The sequence below is a fragment of the Streptomyces sp. NPDC005962 genome, assembly GCF_040629205.1.
Taxonomy (GTDB): Bacteria; Actinomycetota; Actinomycetes; order Streptomycetales; family Streptomycetaceae; genus Streptomyces.
The window spans coordinates 21,519-37,249 of record NZ_JBEXVE010000049.1; the positions used below are offsets into that span (position 1 = coordinate 21,519).

Consider the following 15,731-nt stretch of genomic DNA (forward strand, 5'->3'; position numbering starts at 1 on the left):
GGTTTAATATGCGGACATAAAAAAGGCAGCGTCGAGGCGTCGCTCTTTCCTCAGTCCAGCAGTGCCAGCGCCTGCTCCGCGGCGTCCCGCACCCGGGCGGGGTCGTCCGACGCCTTGCCCACCACCCGTAGCCCTTGGAGCAGGACGAACAGCATCCGGGCCAGTGTGCGGGGGTCGCGGTCCTCGGGAAGCTCCCCCTGGGCCTGGGCCCGGATCAGCGCGGAGTGCAGCGGGGTCTCGACATGGTCCCAGCTCACTTCCACCCGGCGGGCCATCACCGGGTCGTGCGGGGCCAGTTCGGCCGCGGTGTTGGTCACCAGGCAGCCTGTCAGCCGCTGCTCCGGGGAGGCGGCCTCCTCGGCGAAGCGGTGCACCAGCGCCCGCACCGCGGGCAGTGCGGGGCCCGGCTGGGACAACTCGGCCAGCAGGGGCGGATCGCGGGTCTCCGCATAGCGGTCCATCGCCTTCAGGTACAGCTCGCGCTTGTTCCCGAAGGTCGCGTAGATGCTGGCGCGGCCGACGCCGAGGTGCTCGACGAGGTCCGCCATCGAGGTCGCTTCATAGCCGCGCCGCCAGAACAGCTCGAGAGCCGACTGGAGCGCGGCCTCCGGATCGAATTCCTTGGTTCTGGCCATGGGGAAACCCTAGCACCTATCCAGAACGGTCGGTCAATAATTCGTTCGAGTGACAGAGGCAGGGATAGAGGCAGAGGCAGCGGCAGTGCCGTCAGGCGCCGCCGACCGCCGTCGGCAGGGCGAGCCGGTGCTCGCCCGCGTACACGTTCATAGACGTGCCGCGCAGGAAGCCGACCAGCGTGAGCCCCGCCTCGTCCGCCAGGTCCACGGCCAGCGAGGACGGCGCCGAGACCGCGGCCAGCACCGGGATGCCCGCCATGACCGCCTTCTGTGCCAGCTCGAAGGAGGCCCGGCCGGAGACCAGCAGCACCGCCCCGGACAGCGGCAGCAGCCCCTGCTGGAGGGCGCGCCCGACCAGCTTGTCCACCGCGTTGTGACGGCCCACGTCCTCCCGTACGTCCAGCAGCTCGCCCTCCGGCGTGAACAGCGCCGCCGCGTGCAGCCCGCCGGTGCGGTCGAAGACGCGCTGGGCGGCGCGCAGCCGGTCGGGCAGGGCGGTCAGGGTCTCCGGGGTGATGCGCACGGGGGCGCCCGGGGCGTCGTCCGGCCCGTCCAGCTTCCAGCGCGCCGTGGTGCGGACGGCGTCCAGGCTGGCCTTGCCGCACAGGCCGCAGGACGAGGTCGTGTAGACGTTGCGTTCGAGGGTGATGTCGGGGACGGGTACGCCCGGGGCGAGCTTCACGTCCACCACGTTGTAGGTGTTGGAGCCGTCCTCGGTCGCGCCCGCGCAGTAGACGATGTTCGCCAGTTCGTCCGCGCTGCCGAGCACGCCCTCGCTCACCAGGAAACCCGCGGCCAGCGCGAAGTCGTCACCCGGCGTGCGCATGGTGATCGCCAGTGGCCGTCCGTTCAGCCGGATCTCCAGCGGCTCCTCGGCCACCAGGGTGTCCGGGCGGGTGCTGACCACCCCGTCCCGGAGGCGGATGACGCGGCGTCGCTCAGTGACCCGTCCCATTCGATCAGTCCCGGTTCTGTGCGTGGGTTGTGTGCGTGGATGCGTGCGTGGATACGTGCGTGCTGGGAGGTCTCATTGTCCTGTACGTGGGCCTGAGACCGTAGCCCCGGTATGCGTAAACTGTAGACAATAACCAATCCGGAACCACCCCTCCGGGAATCCGGCCGACACCGATCCACAGGGGGCGCGATGCTGTCCAAGGGGCTGCCGCAGGGCGCGGTGCCGAGGCTGGAGCGGCCCGGGCCGCTGCGCGAGCGGGTCTACGAGGCCCTGCTCGAACTCATCACCACCCGCGCCCTCCGCCCCGGCCAGCACCTCGTCGAGAGCGAACTGGCGAGCCAGCTCGGCGTTTCCCGGCAGCCGGTGCGCGAGGCGCTCCAGCGGCTCAACACCGAGGGGTGGGTCGATCTGCGCCCCGCGCAGGGCGCGTTCGTCCACGAGCCCACGGAGGAGGAGGCCGATCAGCTCCTCACCGTCCGCACCCTGCTGGAGGCCGAGGCCGCGCGGCTGGCCGCCGCGGGCGCGGGGCCGGAGGGGGTCGCGGCGCTCGAGGAGGTGTGCGCCACCGGTGAACGGGCCGTCCTGGACGACGATGTGGACGGCGCGGTGGCCGCGAACGCCGAGTTCCACGCCACGGTGATGGCGCTCGCCGGGAACGCGGTGCTGGCGGATCTGGCCGCCCAGGTGCACCGCCGGGTCCGCTGGTACTACACCCCGGTGGCCCGGCAGCGCGGCAAGCAGTCCTGGACCGAGCACCGCGAGCTGATCGCCGCCATCGCCGCACGCGACGAACGGCGCGCCACGGAGATCATGCGCGCGCATACGGAGCATACGCGCCACAGCTATCACGAGCGCCCCAGCGACTGACTCCCGCTCCCGGCCGTGTTCCGTGCCCGGCACTCAGCCGCGGGTGCCGTCCATGCGCTCGACCGCTTCCTTGGCCTCCTTGAGGTCCGCGTCCGTGACCTCGCGGTACTCCTTGATGGCCTGGATCTTCTTGTTCTCGCGCAGCAGCGCGGTCACCCGCTCCAGCCCCGGCTCCTCCTGGCGGACGCCCAAGTGATCCAGGATCAGGTCCGTCTTGCGCTCCAGCCGGGCGGCCCGGCGCTCCATCCGCTTGAAGCGGGCTTCCAGGGAGCCGTACATCAGGACGACGGCCACGACGAGGACATAGGTCGCTATTTCCATGATCGAGATGGTAGTCGGTCGGCACTGACGGGAAATCGCCCCTGAGGCGGCGTGAGTTTGTCCTTCCACAGGAGAAAGTCCGCATGGATTGCGGCGCAAGTTCTTCCCACCCCCGACAACCGCTGCTACGTTCCCCGTGAAAGCCCGACCATGTGCATGCCGATGACGGCGGGAGGGGTGGCGTGAGGCGCATGACGGCACGACCCGCGAACGCGCATCAGGCCCGGCTGCTCCGCCTGTTGCGCGACGGTGGCCCCAACTCCCGGGCTCAGCTGGGCGATCAGATCGATCTCTCGCGTTCCAAACTCGCCGTCGAGATCGACCGGTTGCTGGAGACCGGACTGGTGGCCGCCGACGGGCTCGCCGCTTCGCGGGGCGGGCGCCGCTCGCACAACATACGGCTCGCGCCCGCCCTGCGGCTGCTCGGCGTCGACATCGGCGCCACGTCCGTCGATGTGGCCGTGACCAACGCGGAACTGGAGATTCTCGGCCACCTCACGCAGCCCATGGATGTCCGCGAGGGCCCGGTCGCGGTGTTCGAACAGGTCTTGGCCATGGCCGCCAAACTCCGCGCCTCCGGCGTCGCGGAGGGCTTCGACGGCGCGGGCATCGGAGTGCCGGGCCCCGTCCGGTACCCCGAGGGCGTGCCGGTCGCACCGCCGATCATGCCGGGCTGGGACGGCTTCCCCGTACGGGAGGCGCTCAGCCAGGAACTGGGCTGCCCCGTCATGGTCGACAACGACGTGAACCTCATGGCCATGGGGGAGCAGCACGCCGGAGTCGCCCGCTCCGTCAAGGACTTCCTCTGCGTCAAGATCGGCACCGGTATCGGGTGCGGCATCGTGGTCGCCGGGGACGTCTACCGCGGAACGACCGGCAGCGCGGGCGATATCGGGCACATCCAGGCCGAGCCCGACGGCCGCCCCTGCGCCTGCGGCAACCACGGCTGCCTGGAGGCCTACTTCGGCGGCGCGGCCCTGGCCCGCGACGCCGAGGCCGCCGCCCGCGACGGCCGCTCCGCCGAACTCGCCGCGCGGCTGGACGCCGTGGGGCACCTCGCCGCCACGGACGTCGCGGCGGCGGCCTCGGCCGGTGACGCCGCCGCCCTCGAACTCATCCGCGAGGGCGGCATGCGCACCGGCCAGGTCATCGCCGGGCTCGTCAGCTTCTTCAACCCGGGCCTGGTGGTGATCGGCGGCGGCGTCACCGGCCTCGGCCACACGCTCCTCGCCGCCATCCGCACCCAGGTCTACCGTCAGTCCCTTCCGCTCGCCACCGGCAACCTTCCCATCGTGCTGGGCGAACTGGGCCCCGCCGCGGGAGTTACCGGCGCGGCCCGTCTGATCAGCGACCACCTCTTCTCCCCGGCCTGACCCTTCCCGTCCGGCCTTCGTTTTCTACGGCCCGCCCCGCTGAACGGACCGTACCGAGGCACAGCGCGCGGCACCCGTGACCTCCACGAGCGTGCTTGTTCCCCACCCCGCCCCTACCCGACCCCGGGGGCTCCGCCCCGGACCCCGAACCCGGATGCCTGGCCCCGGAATCCCGACCCCGGAACCGAGGCCCGGATGCCTGAGCCCGGACTCGGCCCGGATTCGGACCCGGACCTGAAACCCTCGCACCCGCACCCGCACCTGGACCTGGACCCGGACCCGGACCCGGACCCGGACCTGGACCCGGACCTGGACCCGAACCCGAACCCGAACCTGGACCCGAACCCGAACCCGAACCCGGACCTGGGCTCGGACCGGACCTGGACCTGGACTCGGGCCCGGACCTGGACTCGGACCCGGCCCGGACCTGGACTTGGGCCCGGACCGGACCCGAACCGGACTCGGACCCGGCGCCCCGGCGCCCCGGCGCCGGAAGCCGGGGGCACGGGGCACGGCGCGCCCGGTCTCCGGGGCGCCTGCCGCCGGTGGGCCCGGGGGCTTCGGCTCCCACCAGCCTCTCCGGCGTTTGAGGAGCGGGGGCCGGGGCGGCGCCCCGGGGGCGAGGAGGGGCGGGGTGGGGGAGAGGCACCGACCGCACACCAGCCGCACCGCCACAGCACTCCGCACCGCCAGAGCACCCCGCACCGCCACAGCGAACCCGCACCGCCACAGCGACCCGCCCGAGGAGGCTCGCCATGGCACCACCCGATCCGCGTCCGCGTCAGTCCGACCCGCCCCCGCTCCTCACCATGTCCGGCATCACCAAGTCGTTCCCCGGCGTACGGGCCCTCGACGGCGTCGATCTCGACGTCCAGGCGGGCGAGGTGCACTGCCTGCTGGGGCAGAACGGCGCGGGCAAGTCCACGCTGATCAAGGTGCTGGCCGGGGCCCACCAACCGGACGGCGGGGACATCGTCTGGCAGGGCGCGCCCGTGGTCCTGAAGTCGCCGGTCGCCGCCATGCGCCTAGGCATCGCCACCATCTACCAGGAACTCGACCTGGTGGAGGGCCTGTCCGTGGCCGAGAACATCTTCCTCGGCCACGAGCCCGCCACCGCGGGCTTCGTACGGTCCCGCGCCGCCCGGGCCACCGCCGAGCTGCTGGCCCGCCTCGGCCACCCCGAGATCGACCCGAGGCGGCTGGTGGGCGAACTCTCCGCCGCCGCACAGCAGATCGTGTCCATGGCCCGCGCCCTCTCGCACGACGTACGGCTGATCGTCATGGACGAGCCGTCCGCCGCGCTCGACCCCGACGAGGTCGACAACCTCTTCCGTATCGTCGGCGACCTCACGACCGGAGGCGTGGCGGTCGTCTACATCTCGCACCGGCTGGAGGAGATCCGCCGCATCGGCGACCGCGTCACCGTGCTGAAGGACGGCCGCGCCGCCGCCCGCGGGCTGCCCGCCCGTACGACGCCCACCCGCGACGTCGTCGCGCTGATGACGGGCCGGGACGTCGAGTACGCGTTCCCGCGCCGCACCGGAAAAGCCACTCCGCAGGAACCCGTGCTGCGGCTCCAAGGGCTGGCCAGAACAGGGGAGTTCGAGCCGGTCGACCTCGACCTGGCGCCCGGCGAGATCGTGGGGCTCGCCGGACTCGTCGGCTCCGGCCGGTCCGAGATCCTGGAGACCGTCTACGGCGCCCGCCGCCCCACCGCGGGCCGTGTCCTCGTCGACGGCCGCCCGCTGCGCCCCGGCAGGGTGACCGCCGCCGTGCGCGCCGGGCTCGGGCTGGCGCCCGAGGAGCGCAAGGCGCAGGCGCTGCTGATGCTGGAGTCCGTCACCCGTAACGTCTCCGTCTCCTCCCTCGCCCGTTTCTCCCGGGCCGGGTGGCTGGACCGCGGCGCCGAGCGGGACGCGGCCCGCCGCAGCGTGCGCGATCTGTCGCTGCACCCGGACGACCCGGAGCGGCCGGTGCGCACGCTGTCCGGCGGCAACCAGCAGAAGGCGGTGCTCGCGCGCTGGCTGCTGCGCGGCTGCCGGGTGCTGCTGCTGGACGAGCCGACCCGCGGCGTGGACGTCGGCGCCCGCGCCGAGCTGTACGCGGTGATCCGCCGCCTCGCCGACGACGGCATGGCGGTGCTGCTGGTCTCCAGCGAACTGCCCGAAGTCCTCGGCCTCGCCGACCGGGTGCTGGTGCTCCGCGAGGGGCGGGTCGTGCATACGGCGGCCGCGGACGAACTGGACGAGCACCGCGTCCTCGATCTCGTCATGGAAGGGAGCCCGTCGTGCTGAACTCTCCCGGAGGCGCCGATACCGGGGCCGATACCGGGGCCGACGCCGATGCCGTCCCCGGCGCCGCCGCCACGCTTACCAAGGCCGCCGGGCCACCCGGGCCCCGCGCACCGGCCAAAGGCGGTCTCGGCGGCCTCAGCCGCCTCGCCGACCTCCGCAACCTCTCCCTCCTCGGCGTGCTCGCCGTCCTGGCCGTCGTGGGCGGCATCACCAAGCCCGACGAGTTCCTGAGCACCGACAACCTCCAACTCGTCCTCACCCAGGCGTCCGTCATCGGCGTCGTCACCGTCGGCGTGACCTTCGTCATCACCAGCGGCGGCATCGATCTGTCCGTCGGCGCGATCGTCGCGCTCGCCTCGGTGTGGGCCACCACGCTCGCCACCCAGGACTACGGCTTCGGCGGCATCCTGCTGTGCGCCGTGCTGGTCGGGCTCGGCTGCGGCCTGGTCAACGGTGTGCTCATCGCGTACGGCGGCATGGTGCCGTTCATCGCCACGCTCGCCATGCTGGCCTCGGCCCGCGGCCTCGCGCTCCAGATCAGCGACGGCAGGACGCAGGTCGTCACCGTCAAGCCGGTCCTGGACCTCGGGCTCCGCGACTCCTACGTGCTCGGCATCCCACCGCTGGTGCTGATCTTCGCCGCGGCCACGGTCCTCGGCTGGCTGCTGCTGGGCCGTACGACGTTCGGCCGACGCACCGTCGCCATCGGCGGCAACCCGGAGGCGGCCCGGCTCGCGGGCATCGACGTACGGCGCCAGCGGCTGATGCTGTACCTGCTGTCCGGGCTGTGCTGCGGCATCGCCGCGTTCATGCTCGTCGTCCTCACCGGCTCCGGCCAGAACACCAACGGCAACCTGTACGAACTCGACGCCATCGCCGCCGCCATCATCGGCGGGACCCTGCTCAGCGGCGGCCGCGGCACCATCACCGGCTCCGTCCTCGGCGTCCTCGTCTTCACCACGATCACCAACCTCTTCGCCCTGAACAACCTCCAGAGCGATGTCCAGCAGATCGCCAAGGGCGCGATCATCGTCGCCGCCGTCCTGGTACAGAAGGGTCGTTCGACGTCATGAACCACACCCCGGGAAACCCCACCAGCCGCAGAAACCTCCTTCTGGGCACCGCCGCGGCGGGCGCGCTGTTCGCGGCGGGCTGCACCAGCAACGAGAACAACGACAGCGAGGACGAGGGCAAGCAGCCCGCCGGTGCCGCCGACGACAAGCCCGGTAAGAAGGTCACCGTCGGCTTCGCCGGTCCGCAGGCCGACCACGGCTGGCTCAACGCCATCAACCAGCAGGCCAAACGGCGCGCCAAGGAGTACGAGGACGTCACGCTGGTCAGCACGGAGGGCTCCAACGACACCGCCCAGCAGATCGGCCAGATCGAAACCCTCATCAACAAGAAGGTCGACGTCCTGGTCATCCTGCCCGCCGACGGCAAGGCGCTCACCCAGGTCGGGCTGAAGGCCATGAAGGCGGGCATCCCCGTCGTCAACCTCGACCGCGTCTTCGCCTCCCCGCAGGCGTACCGCTGCTGGATCGGCGGCGACAACTACGGCATGGGCCTCAACGCGGGCCGCTACATCGGCGAACAGCTCAAGGGCAAGAAGAACGCCAAGGTGGTGGAGCTGGCCGGGCTGGACAACCTGGAGCTGACCCGGCAGCGCACGGCCGGTTTCGACGACGCCCTCAAGAACTACCCCAACATCAAGAAGGTAGGCCGCCAGGCCGCCGAGTTCACCGTCGAGTCCGGCCAGTCGAAGATGGCACAGCTGCTCCAGGCCCACTCCGGCTTCGACGCCCTGTGGAACCACGACGACGACCAGGGCGTCGGCGCGGAGCGCGCCATCCAGCAGGCCGGACGCGACGAGTTCCTGATGGTCGGCGGCGCGGGCGCCAAGCGCGCCATGGACGCCATCAAGGCCGACAACACCGTCCTCAAGGCCACCGTCCTGTACCCGCCGACGATGGCCGCCTCCGCCATCGACCTGGCCCGCGCGCTCGGCCAGGGCAAGGGCGTCGGGGGCCTGGCCGAGCTGGAGATCCCGGCCTCCCTCACCCTCTACTCGGCCGTCGTGACCAAGGAAAACGTGGACGAGTACCTGCCCACGGGATTCAGCTAAGGGGTGTCTTGTCGGTCGGTGTCTTGCCGGTCGGTCCGGCATGACCGGCAAGACACCCCCTCGGCCCCGTCTCCACCGCGCATCCACCGCGATCTGTGAGGAGCCTCATGGAAAGCCCCGCAGCACAACCTGCCGACAACACACGGCAGACCCTCGGCATCGGCATGGTCGGCTACGCCTTCATGGGCGCCGCCCACTCCCAGGGCTGGCGCACCGCGGGCCGCGTCTTCGACCTCCCCCTCCGCCCCGCCATGGCCGCCATCTGCGGCCGCGACCCGGACGCCGTCCGCGCCGCCGCGGACAAACACGGCTGGGCGGCCGCCGAGACCGACTGGCGCGATCTGATCGCCCGGGACGATGTGCAGCTGGTCGACGTCTGCACCCCCGGCGACAGCCACGCCGAGATCGCGATCGCCGCGCTGGAGGCCGGTAAGCACGTGCTGTGCGAGAAGCCCCTCGCCAACTCGGTCGCCGAAGCGGAGGCCATGGCCGCCGCCGCCCGCCGGGCCCGCGCCCGCGGGCAGCGGGCGATGGTCGGCTTCAACTACCGCCGTACGCCCGCGATCGCGCAGGCCCGCCGCATGGTGGCCGGGGGCCGGATCGGCGTCCTGCGCCATGTACGGGTCACCTACCTACAGGACTGGATCGTCGATCCGGAATTCCCCCTGGTGTGGCGGCTGCGCCGGGAACTCGCGGGCTCCGGCGCGCTCGGCGACCTCGGGGCGCACATCGTGGACCTCGCGCAGTACCTGGCGGGGGAGCGGCTGGTCGGCGTCTCGGCGCTCACCGAGACCTTCGTACGGGAACGTCCGCTGCCCGCCGGAGCGGCGGCGGGACTCGCCGCCACCGGCGCATCGGGCAATGGCCTACCGCGCACCGGCCCCGTCACGGTCGACGACGCGGCCCTGTTCACCGGCCGCCTCGCCTCCGGCGCCCTGGCGTCCTTCGAGGCCAGCCGCTTCGCCGCCGGGCGCAAGAACTCGCTGCGCATCGAGCTGAACGGCGACCACGGCTCGCTCGCCTTCGACCTCGAACGGCTCAACGAGCTGTCCTTCCACGACCACACCGAGCCCGCCGCCGACTCCGGCTTCCGCCGCATCCTGGTCACCGAACCCGACCACCCCTACCTGGAGGCCTGGTGGCCGCCGGGCCACGCCCTCGGCTACGACCACACCTTCGTCCACCAGGCGCGCGACATCGTGCGGGCCATCGCCACCGGGACCGACCCCGAGCCGTCGTTCGAGGACGGGCTCCAGGTGCAGCGGGTGCTGGCCGCGGTCGAGGAGAGCGCCGAGAAGAACTGCGTCTACACCCCCGTGCCCGCCTGAGGAGGAGGCCACATGCCCAGACCCTTCACCCTCTTCACCGGCCAGTGGGCGGACCTGCCGCTGGAGGAGGTCTGCCGACACGCCCGCGACTTCGGCTACGACGGCCTCGAACTCGCCTGCTGGGGCGACCACTTCGAGGTCGACCGCGCCCTCGGTGAGCCCGGCTACCTCGACGGGCGCCGTCAGCTCCTCGACAAGTACGGCCTCCAGTGCTGGGCCGTCTCCAACCACCTGGTGGGCCAGGCCGTCTGCGACCACCCCATCGACGAACGCCACCAGGCCATCCTCCCCGCCCGCATCTGGGGCGACGGCGACGCGGAAGGCGTACGGCAGCGGGCCGCCGCCGAAATGGCCGACACGGCCCGCGCCGCGGCCGCCTTCGGGGTGCGTACGGTCATCGGCTTCACCGGCTCGTCCATCTGGCACCTGGTCGCCATGTTCCCGCCGGTCGTGCCCGGCATGATCGAACGCGGCTACGAGGACTTCGCGACCCGCTGGAACCCGATCCTGGACGTCTTCGACGCCGAGGGCGTGCGTTTCGCCCACGAGGTCCACCCGAGCGAGATCGCGTACGACTACTGGACGACCCACCGCGCCCTCGAAGCCGTAGGCCACCGCTCCGCCTTCGGCCTCAACTTCGACCCCAGCCACTTCGTCTGGCAGGACCTCGACCCGGTCGGCTTCCTGTGGGACTTCCGCGACCGGATCTACCACGTCGACTGCAAGGAGGCCCGCCGCCGCCTCGACGGCCGCAACGGCCGCCTCGGCTCCCACCTCCCCTGGGGCGACCCCCGCCGCGGCTGGGACTTCGTCTCCGCGGGCCACGGCGATGTGCCCTGGGAGGACGTCTTCCGCATGCTGCGGTCCATCGCGTACGAGGGCCCGGTCTCGGTGGAGTGGGAAGACGCGGGCATGGACCGCCTGACCGGCGCCCCCGAGGCCCTGCGCCACCTCAAGTCCTACGACTTCGACCCCCCGACAACATCCTTCGACGCCGCCTTCGGCAGCCCCTGAGGCCCGGCGGCTTCTTCCCCCACCCCGCCCCTTCCCGAAACCGGGGGCAGGCCCCCGGACCCCCGGCCAGGCAGGCCGAATGATGCCGGGCCGCCGAAGCGGCCGGAGCGCGCGCCGACGCGCACACCGGCACCTCGGCGCCGAACCGGGAGCAAGCCCCCAGGCCCCCGGCCTCGGATGCGCGGGGCGAGGGCAAGGTGCGTCGAGGCGGCGCCACTTCCCCCACCCCGCCCCTTCCCGAAATCGGGGGCAGGCCCCGGGCCCCCGGCCCGGACGGGGCCACGTCCCCAAGCCCGGGGCCCGGGCCCGAACAGCGCGCCCGGGGGCGGCGGGGCGCAGCGGGCGGTGCCGCGTGCCTGTTCCGCCTGCCCCGCCGGGTCGGGGGCCTGGGGGCTTGCCCCCAGTTCGGGAAGGGGCGGGGTGGGGGGAATGGCGCCGCGCAACCAGCCACCCGCTTTGTCCTTCCCGGGGACCAAGCCAACCCACCCCGTGTCAAAGGGGTTTCCGAACCGGACAAACCCCGCTACCGTCCTTGAGATGTACCGGTCACATAGGGGCCCCTCACCCCGGACCGGTCACCGAATCGGCGCGACGGCGCGCGCCTGTGCCAGGTCGGGCGGTCAACGGCCCCCGTCCGTACACCCCCTCTTTTCCCGGAGGATCAGCGTGCACAGGAAACGGCATGGACTGCGCGGCTCCCTCGCGCTCCTCACGAGCTCGCTGCTCGTGGGCACGGGGCTCGCGTTCACCGCATCCCCATCAGCGGGAGCGGACCAGGCAGCGGAGAAGTTCCAGCAGGTCACGCTCGCCAAGGGCGCGGCCGAGACCGGTGAGCCCATGTCGCTCGCCGTCCTCCCCGACCGATCGGTGCTGCACACGTCCCGCGACGGCACCCTGCGGCTGACCGACGCGGGCGGCGACACGAAGGTGTCCGGCAAGCTCCCGGTCTACTCGCACGACGAGGAGGGGCTGCAGGGCGTCGGCATCGACCCGGAGTTCGACGAGAACCGCGCCATCTACCTCTACTACGCGCCCCCGCTGGACACCCCCGAGGGCGACGCCCCCAACGAGGGCACGGCGGCCGACTTCGCGAAGTTCGACGGCGTCAACCGCCTCTCCCGCTTCACCCTCAACACCGACGGCACCCTCAACACCGGCAGCGAGAAGAAGATCCTCGACGTCCCCGCGTCCCGCGGCCTCTGCTGCCACGTCGGCGGAGACATCGACTTCGACGCCGCCGGCAACCTCTACCTCTCCACCGGCGACGACTCCAACCCGTTCGCCTCCGACGGCTTCACCCCCATCGACGAGCGGCCGAACCGCAATCCCGCCTACGACGCCCGCCGTTCCGCGGGCAACACCAACGACCTGCGCGGCAAGATCCTCCGGATCAAGGTGGCCGCGGACGGCTCGTACACCGTCCCGGACGACAACCTCTTCGCGCCCGGCACCGACAAGACCCGGCCCGAGATCTACGCGATGGGCTTCCGCAACCCGTTCCGGATGAACATCGACAAGCCGACCGGCACGGTCTACGTCGGCGACTACGGACCGGACGCGGGCGCCGCCGACCCCGAGCGCGGACCGGCGGGCATGGTGGAGTTCGCGCGCGTCACCAAGCCGGGCAACTTCGGCTGGCCGTACTGCGTCGGCGACAACAAGCCGTACCGCGACTACGACTTCGCCACCGGCACCTCCGGCCCGGCCTTCGACTGCGCCGCGCCGAAGAACACCTCGCCGCACAACACTGGGCTGACCGATCTGCCGCCTGCCCAGCCCGCCTGGATCCCGTACGACAACGACTCCGTGCCCGAGTTCGGCACCGGCTCCGAGTCGCCGATGGGCGGCCCGGTCTACCGCTACGACGCCTCGCTCGACTCGCCGGTCAAGTTCCCGGAAGGCTACGACGGCGACTTCTTCGCCACCGAGTTCGGCCGTCAGTGGATCAAGCGCATCGAGCAGGGCGCCGACGGCACCGTGGAGAAGATCAACGACTTCCCGTGGACCGGCACCCAGGTCATGGACTCCGCCTTCGGCCCGGACGGCGCGCTGTACGTCCTCGACTACGGGCTCAGCTGGTTCGGCGGCGACGAACACTCCGCCCTCTACCGCATCGAGAACGCCACCGACGGCTACTCGCCGATCGCCGAGGCCGCCGCCGACCGTACGTCCGGCAAGGCCCCGATGAAGGTCGCGTTCACCTCGGCGGGCACCGCCGACGCCGACGGCGACACGCTCACGTACCGCTGGGACTTCGGCGACGGCCACACCTCCACCGCCCCGAACCCCACCCACCGGTACACCAGGAACGGCACCTACACCGCCACCGTCACCGCCAAGGACCCCTCCGGCCGCAGCGGCAGCGCCAGCGTGCACCTCACGGTCGGCAACACCGCCCCCAAGGTGACCCTGCAACTGCCCGGTGACGGCCAGCTGTTCACCTTCGGCGACGAGGTGCCGTTCAAGGTGAAGGTGACCGACCCCGAGGACGGGAAGATCGACTGCACCAAGGTCAAGGTCACCCATGTCCTCGGCCACGACAGCCACGGCCACCCCATCACCTCGGCCACCGGCTGCTCCGGAACGCTCAAGACCAGCGCCGACAGTGAGCACGACCCCAACGCCAACATCTTCGGGGTCTTCGACGCCGAGTACACGGACAACGGCGGGGGCGGCCAGCCGTCGCTGACCACCCACGACCAGAGCGTCGTCCAGCCCCGGCACCGCCAGGCCGAGCACTACGGCGACTCGCAGGGCGTCTCGGTCATCACCCACACCCCGGCCAACGGCGGCAAGACGGTCGGCAACATCGACAACGGCGACTGGATCGCGTTCACCCCGTATCTCCTCGGCAACGCCAAGGACTTCACCGCACGCGTCTCCTCCGCGGGCGCGGGCGGCACGCTCGAAGTACGCGCCGGCTCCCCGACCGGGCGGCTGCTGGGCCAGGTCACCGTGCCGGTGACCGGCGACTGGGAGACGTTCCAGGACGTCAAGACGGAGCTGAGCAAGCCCCCGACCCGTACCACCACGCTCTACCTCGTCTTCAAGGGCGGGGCGGGAGCGCTGTACGACGGGGACGACTTCACCATCGGCACCGGCTGACCGCCCGCGGCCCGGGGCGGGCCTTCTGTCCGCCCGCCCCGGGCCCGGGTCCGCACCCGGAGGAAGGAGTACCCGGCCATGCCCCCGCACCCCCGCCGCTCCAGACCCCGACTCCGCTCCAGACCCCGACTTCCCCTTCTACGGACAACCGCCGTGGCCGCGCTGATGCTCGCCGCCACGGCCCTGCCCCCGGCGGCGGCCTCCGGCGCGCCCGCGCCCCCACCGGAGAACGACCGCGTCCTCGTCTTCTCCAAGACGGCCGCCTACCGCCACGACGCGATCCCCGACGGCATCGCCGCCATCCGGGAACTCGGCGCCCAGCACGGCTTCGCCGTCGACGCCACCGAGGACGCCACCGCCTTCACCCGCGCCAACCTGGCCCGCTACGACGCCGTCGTCTTCCTCTCCACCACCGGCGACGTCCTCGACACCGCACAGCAGTCCGCCTTCGAGCGCTACATCCGGGCGGGCGGCGGATACGCCGGGGTGCACGCGGCCGCCGACACCGAGTACGACTGGCCGTTCTACGGCGGCCTCGTCGGCGCGTACTTCCGGACCCACCCCGCCGTCCAGCAGGCCACCATCGGCGTCGAGGACCGCGCCCACCCGGCCACCGCGCACCTGGGCGCGGCGTGGCAGCGCACCGACGAGTGGTACGACTACCGCGACAACCCGCGCGACGGGGTCCGCGTCCTCGCCACCCTCGACGAAGCTTCGTACGAGGGCGGCACGATGGGGGAGGACCACCCCATCGCCTGGTGCCAGGACTACCGCGGCGGCCGCGCCTTCTACACCGGCCTCGGCCACACCAAGGAGTCCTACGCCGACCCCGCGTTCCGGCAGCACCTGCTCGGCGGCATCCGCTACGCCACCGGCGCCGCGCAGGCCGACTGCCGCCCGGAGCGCGGCTACCGGCCGCTGTTCGACGGCACGTCGGTGGCGGGCTGGAAACAGGCGGGCCCCGGCGGCTTCACCCTCGACCCGGCCACCGGCACCCTCACCTCGACGGGCGGCATGGGCCTGCTCTGGTACGAGGCGCGCGAGCTGCGCGCGTACTCGCTGAAGCTGGACTGGCGGATGGCCGGGGCGGCGGGCGACGACAACTCCGGCGTCTTCGTCGGCTTCCCCGCCTCCGACGACCCCTGGTCGGCGGTCGACCAGGGCTACGAGATCCAGATCGACGCGACGGACGCGCCCGATCGCACCACGGGCGCGGTGTACGGCTTCCAGTCCGCCGACCTGGCACGGCGGGACGCGGCGCTGAACCCGCCGGGGGAGTGGAACACGTACGAGATCCGGGTGCGGGGCGAACGGCTCCAGATCTGGCTGAACGGCGTACGGATCAACGACTTCACCAACCACGACCCGGTGCGCAGCCTGCGCCAGGGCCACATCGGCATCCAGAACCACGGGGACGGCGACGAGGTCGCGTTCCGCAACATCCGCGTCAAGAAACTGCCGCCGTCCTGACGGACCTCACCGGCCCGCACCGGACCTGACCGGACCTGACCAGTCCTGAGCGGCCGCCCGATGGCCCGAGGGGAGCCGTCGGGCGGTATCAGGCGGCGGGGAGGAGTACGCCGCCTCCTCCCCGCCGCGGCGGGGCCATTCGGCCCCGGCGGGCGGGCGTGGTGCCGCGGGCGGCCCGGCCCGCACCCCGCGTCACAGCACCGAACCACCCCCGGCCACCACCGCCATCGCCACCGCGTACCCGTAC

12 protein-coding genes are annotated in these 15,731 nt (G+C 72.1%); 9 read left to right on the forward strand and 3 right to left on the reverse strand.

Annotated features, from left to right (window positions below; all coding sequences use genetic code 11):
• Positions 1-50: 50 nt before the first annotated feature.
• The gene (locus tag ABZ370_RS42815; protein ID WP_358633625.1) at positions 51-635 is read right to left on the reverse strand and encodes a TetR/AcrR family transcriptional regulator; all 585 of its coding nucleotides are present in this window, start codon (positions 633-635) and stop codon (positions 51-53) included.
• A gap of 91 nt (positions 636-726) precedes the next feature.
• The gene (fdhD, locus tag ABZ370_RS42820) at positions 727-1,590 is read right to left on the reverse strand and encodes a formate dehydrogenase accessory sulfurtransferase FdhD (protein WP_358633628.1); all 864 of its coding nucleotides are present in this window, start codon (positions 1,588-1,590) and stop codon (positions 727-729) included.
• Between the two features lie 189 nt (positions 1,591-1,779).
• Here fdhD and ABZ370_RS42825 point away from each other — a divergent pair, with 189 nt between their 5' ends.
• Positions 1,780-2,457 carry a GntR family transcriptional regulator gene (locus tag ABZ370_RS42825; protein WP_358633631.1) on the forward strand — a complete coding sequence of 226 codons (678 nt, stop codon included), beginning with the start codon at positions 1,780-1,782 and terminating at the stop codon, positions 2,455-2,457.
• A 33-nt stretch (positions 2,458-2,490) separates the two neighbouring features.
• Here ABZ370_RS42825 and ABZ370_RS42830 read toward each other — a convergent pair whose 3' ends face one another.
• Positions 2,491-2,778 carry a ribosomal protein L7/L12 gene (locus tag ABZ370_RS42830; protein ID WP_358633633.1) on the reverse strand — a complete coding sequence of 96 codons (288 nt, stop codon included), beginning with the start codon at positions 2,776-2,778 and terminating at the stop codon, positions 2,491-2,493.
• A gap of 191 nt (positions 2,779-2,969) precedes the next feature.
• Here ABZ370_RS42830 and ABZ370_RS42835 point away from each other — a divergent pair, with 191 nt between their 5' ends.
• The 8 genes from ABZ370_RS42835 to ABZ370_RS42870 all read left to right on the forward strand — a co-directional run bounded on the left by ABZ370_RS42835 (position 2,970) and on the right by ABZ370_RS42870 (position 15,484).
• Positions 2,970-4,151: an ROK family transcriptional regulator gene (locus tag ABZ370_RS42835; protein ID WP_358633636.1), complete on the forward strand. Its 1,182-nt coding sequence runs from the start codon at positions 2,970-2,972 to the stop codon at positions 4,149-4,151.
• A gap of 755 nt (positions 4,152-4,906) precedes the next feature.
• On the forward strand, positions 4,907-6,445 hold the full coding sequence (locus ABZ370_RS42840; protein WP_358633639.1) for a sugar ABC transporter ATP-binding protein: 1,539 nt from the start codon (positions 4,907-4,909) through the stop codon (positions 6,443-6,445).
• Positions 6,439-7,518 carry an ABC transporter permease gene (locus tag ABZ370_RS42845; RefSeq protein WP_358633642.1) on the forward strand — a complete coding sequence of 360 codons (1,080 nt, stop codon included), beginning with the start codon at positions 6,439-6,441 and terminating at the stop codon, positions 7,516-7,518. The genes ABZ370_RS42840 and ABZ370_RS42845 overlap by 7 nt, the downstream gene beginning before the upstream one ends.
• Complete coding sequence (locus ABZ370_RS42850) at positions 7,515-8,567, forward strand: substrate-binding domain-containing protein (protein WP_358633644.1); 1,053 nt, start codon at positions 7,515-7,517, stop codon at positions 8,565-8,567. Before ABZ370_RS42845 ends, ABZ370_RS42850 begins: the two co-directional genes overlap by 4 nt.
• A 107-nt stretch (positions 8,568-8,674) precedes the next feature.
• The gene (locus tag ABZ370_RS42855) at positions 8,675-9,895 is read left to right on the forward strand and encodes a Gfo/Idh/MocA family oxidoreductase (RefSeq protein WP_358633646.1); all 1,221 of its coding nucleotides are present in this window, start codon (positions 8,675-8,677) and stop codon (positions 9,893-9,895) included.
• A 12-nt stretch (positions 9,896-9,907) separates the two neighbouring features.
• Positions 9,908-10,909, forward strand: coding sequence for a sugar phosphate isomerase/epimerase family protein (locus ABZ370_RS42860; RefSeq protein WP_358633648.1), 1,002 nt, complete (start codon positions 9,908-9,910; stop codon positions 10,907-10,909).
• A 666-nt stretch (positions 10,910-11,575) separates the two neighbouring features.
• Positions 11,576-14,014, forward strand: coding sequence for a PQQ-dependent sugar dehydrogenase (locus ABZ370_RS42865; RefSeq protein WP_358633650.1), 2,439 nt, complete (start codon positions 11,576-11,578; stop codon positions 14,012-14,014).
• Positions 14,015-14,179: 165 nt separating this feature from the next.
• A complete protein-coding gene (locus tag ABZ370_RS42870) occupies positions 14,180-15,484 on the forward strand; it encodes a ThuA domain-containing protein (protein WP_358633698.1) in 1,305 nt (434 codons plus the stop codon).
• Positions 15,485-15,731 lie beyond the last annotated feature (247 nt).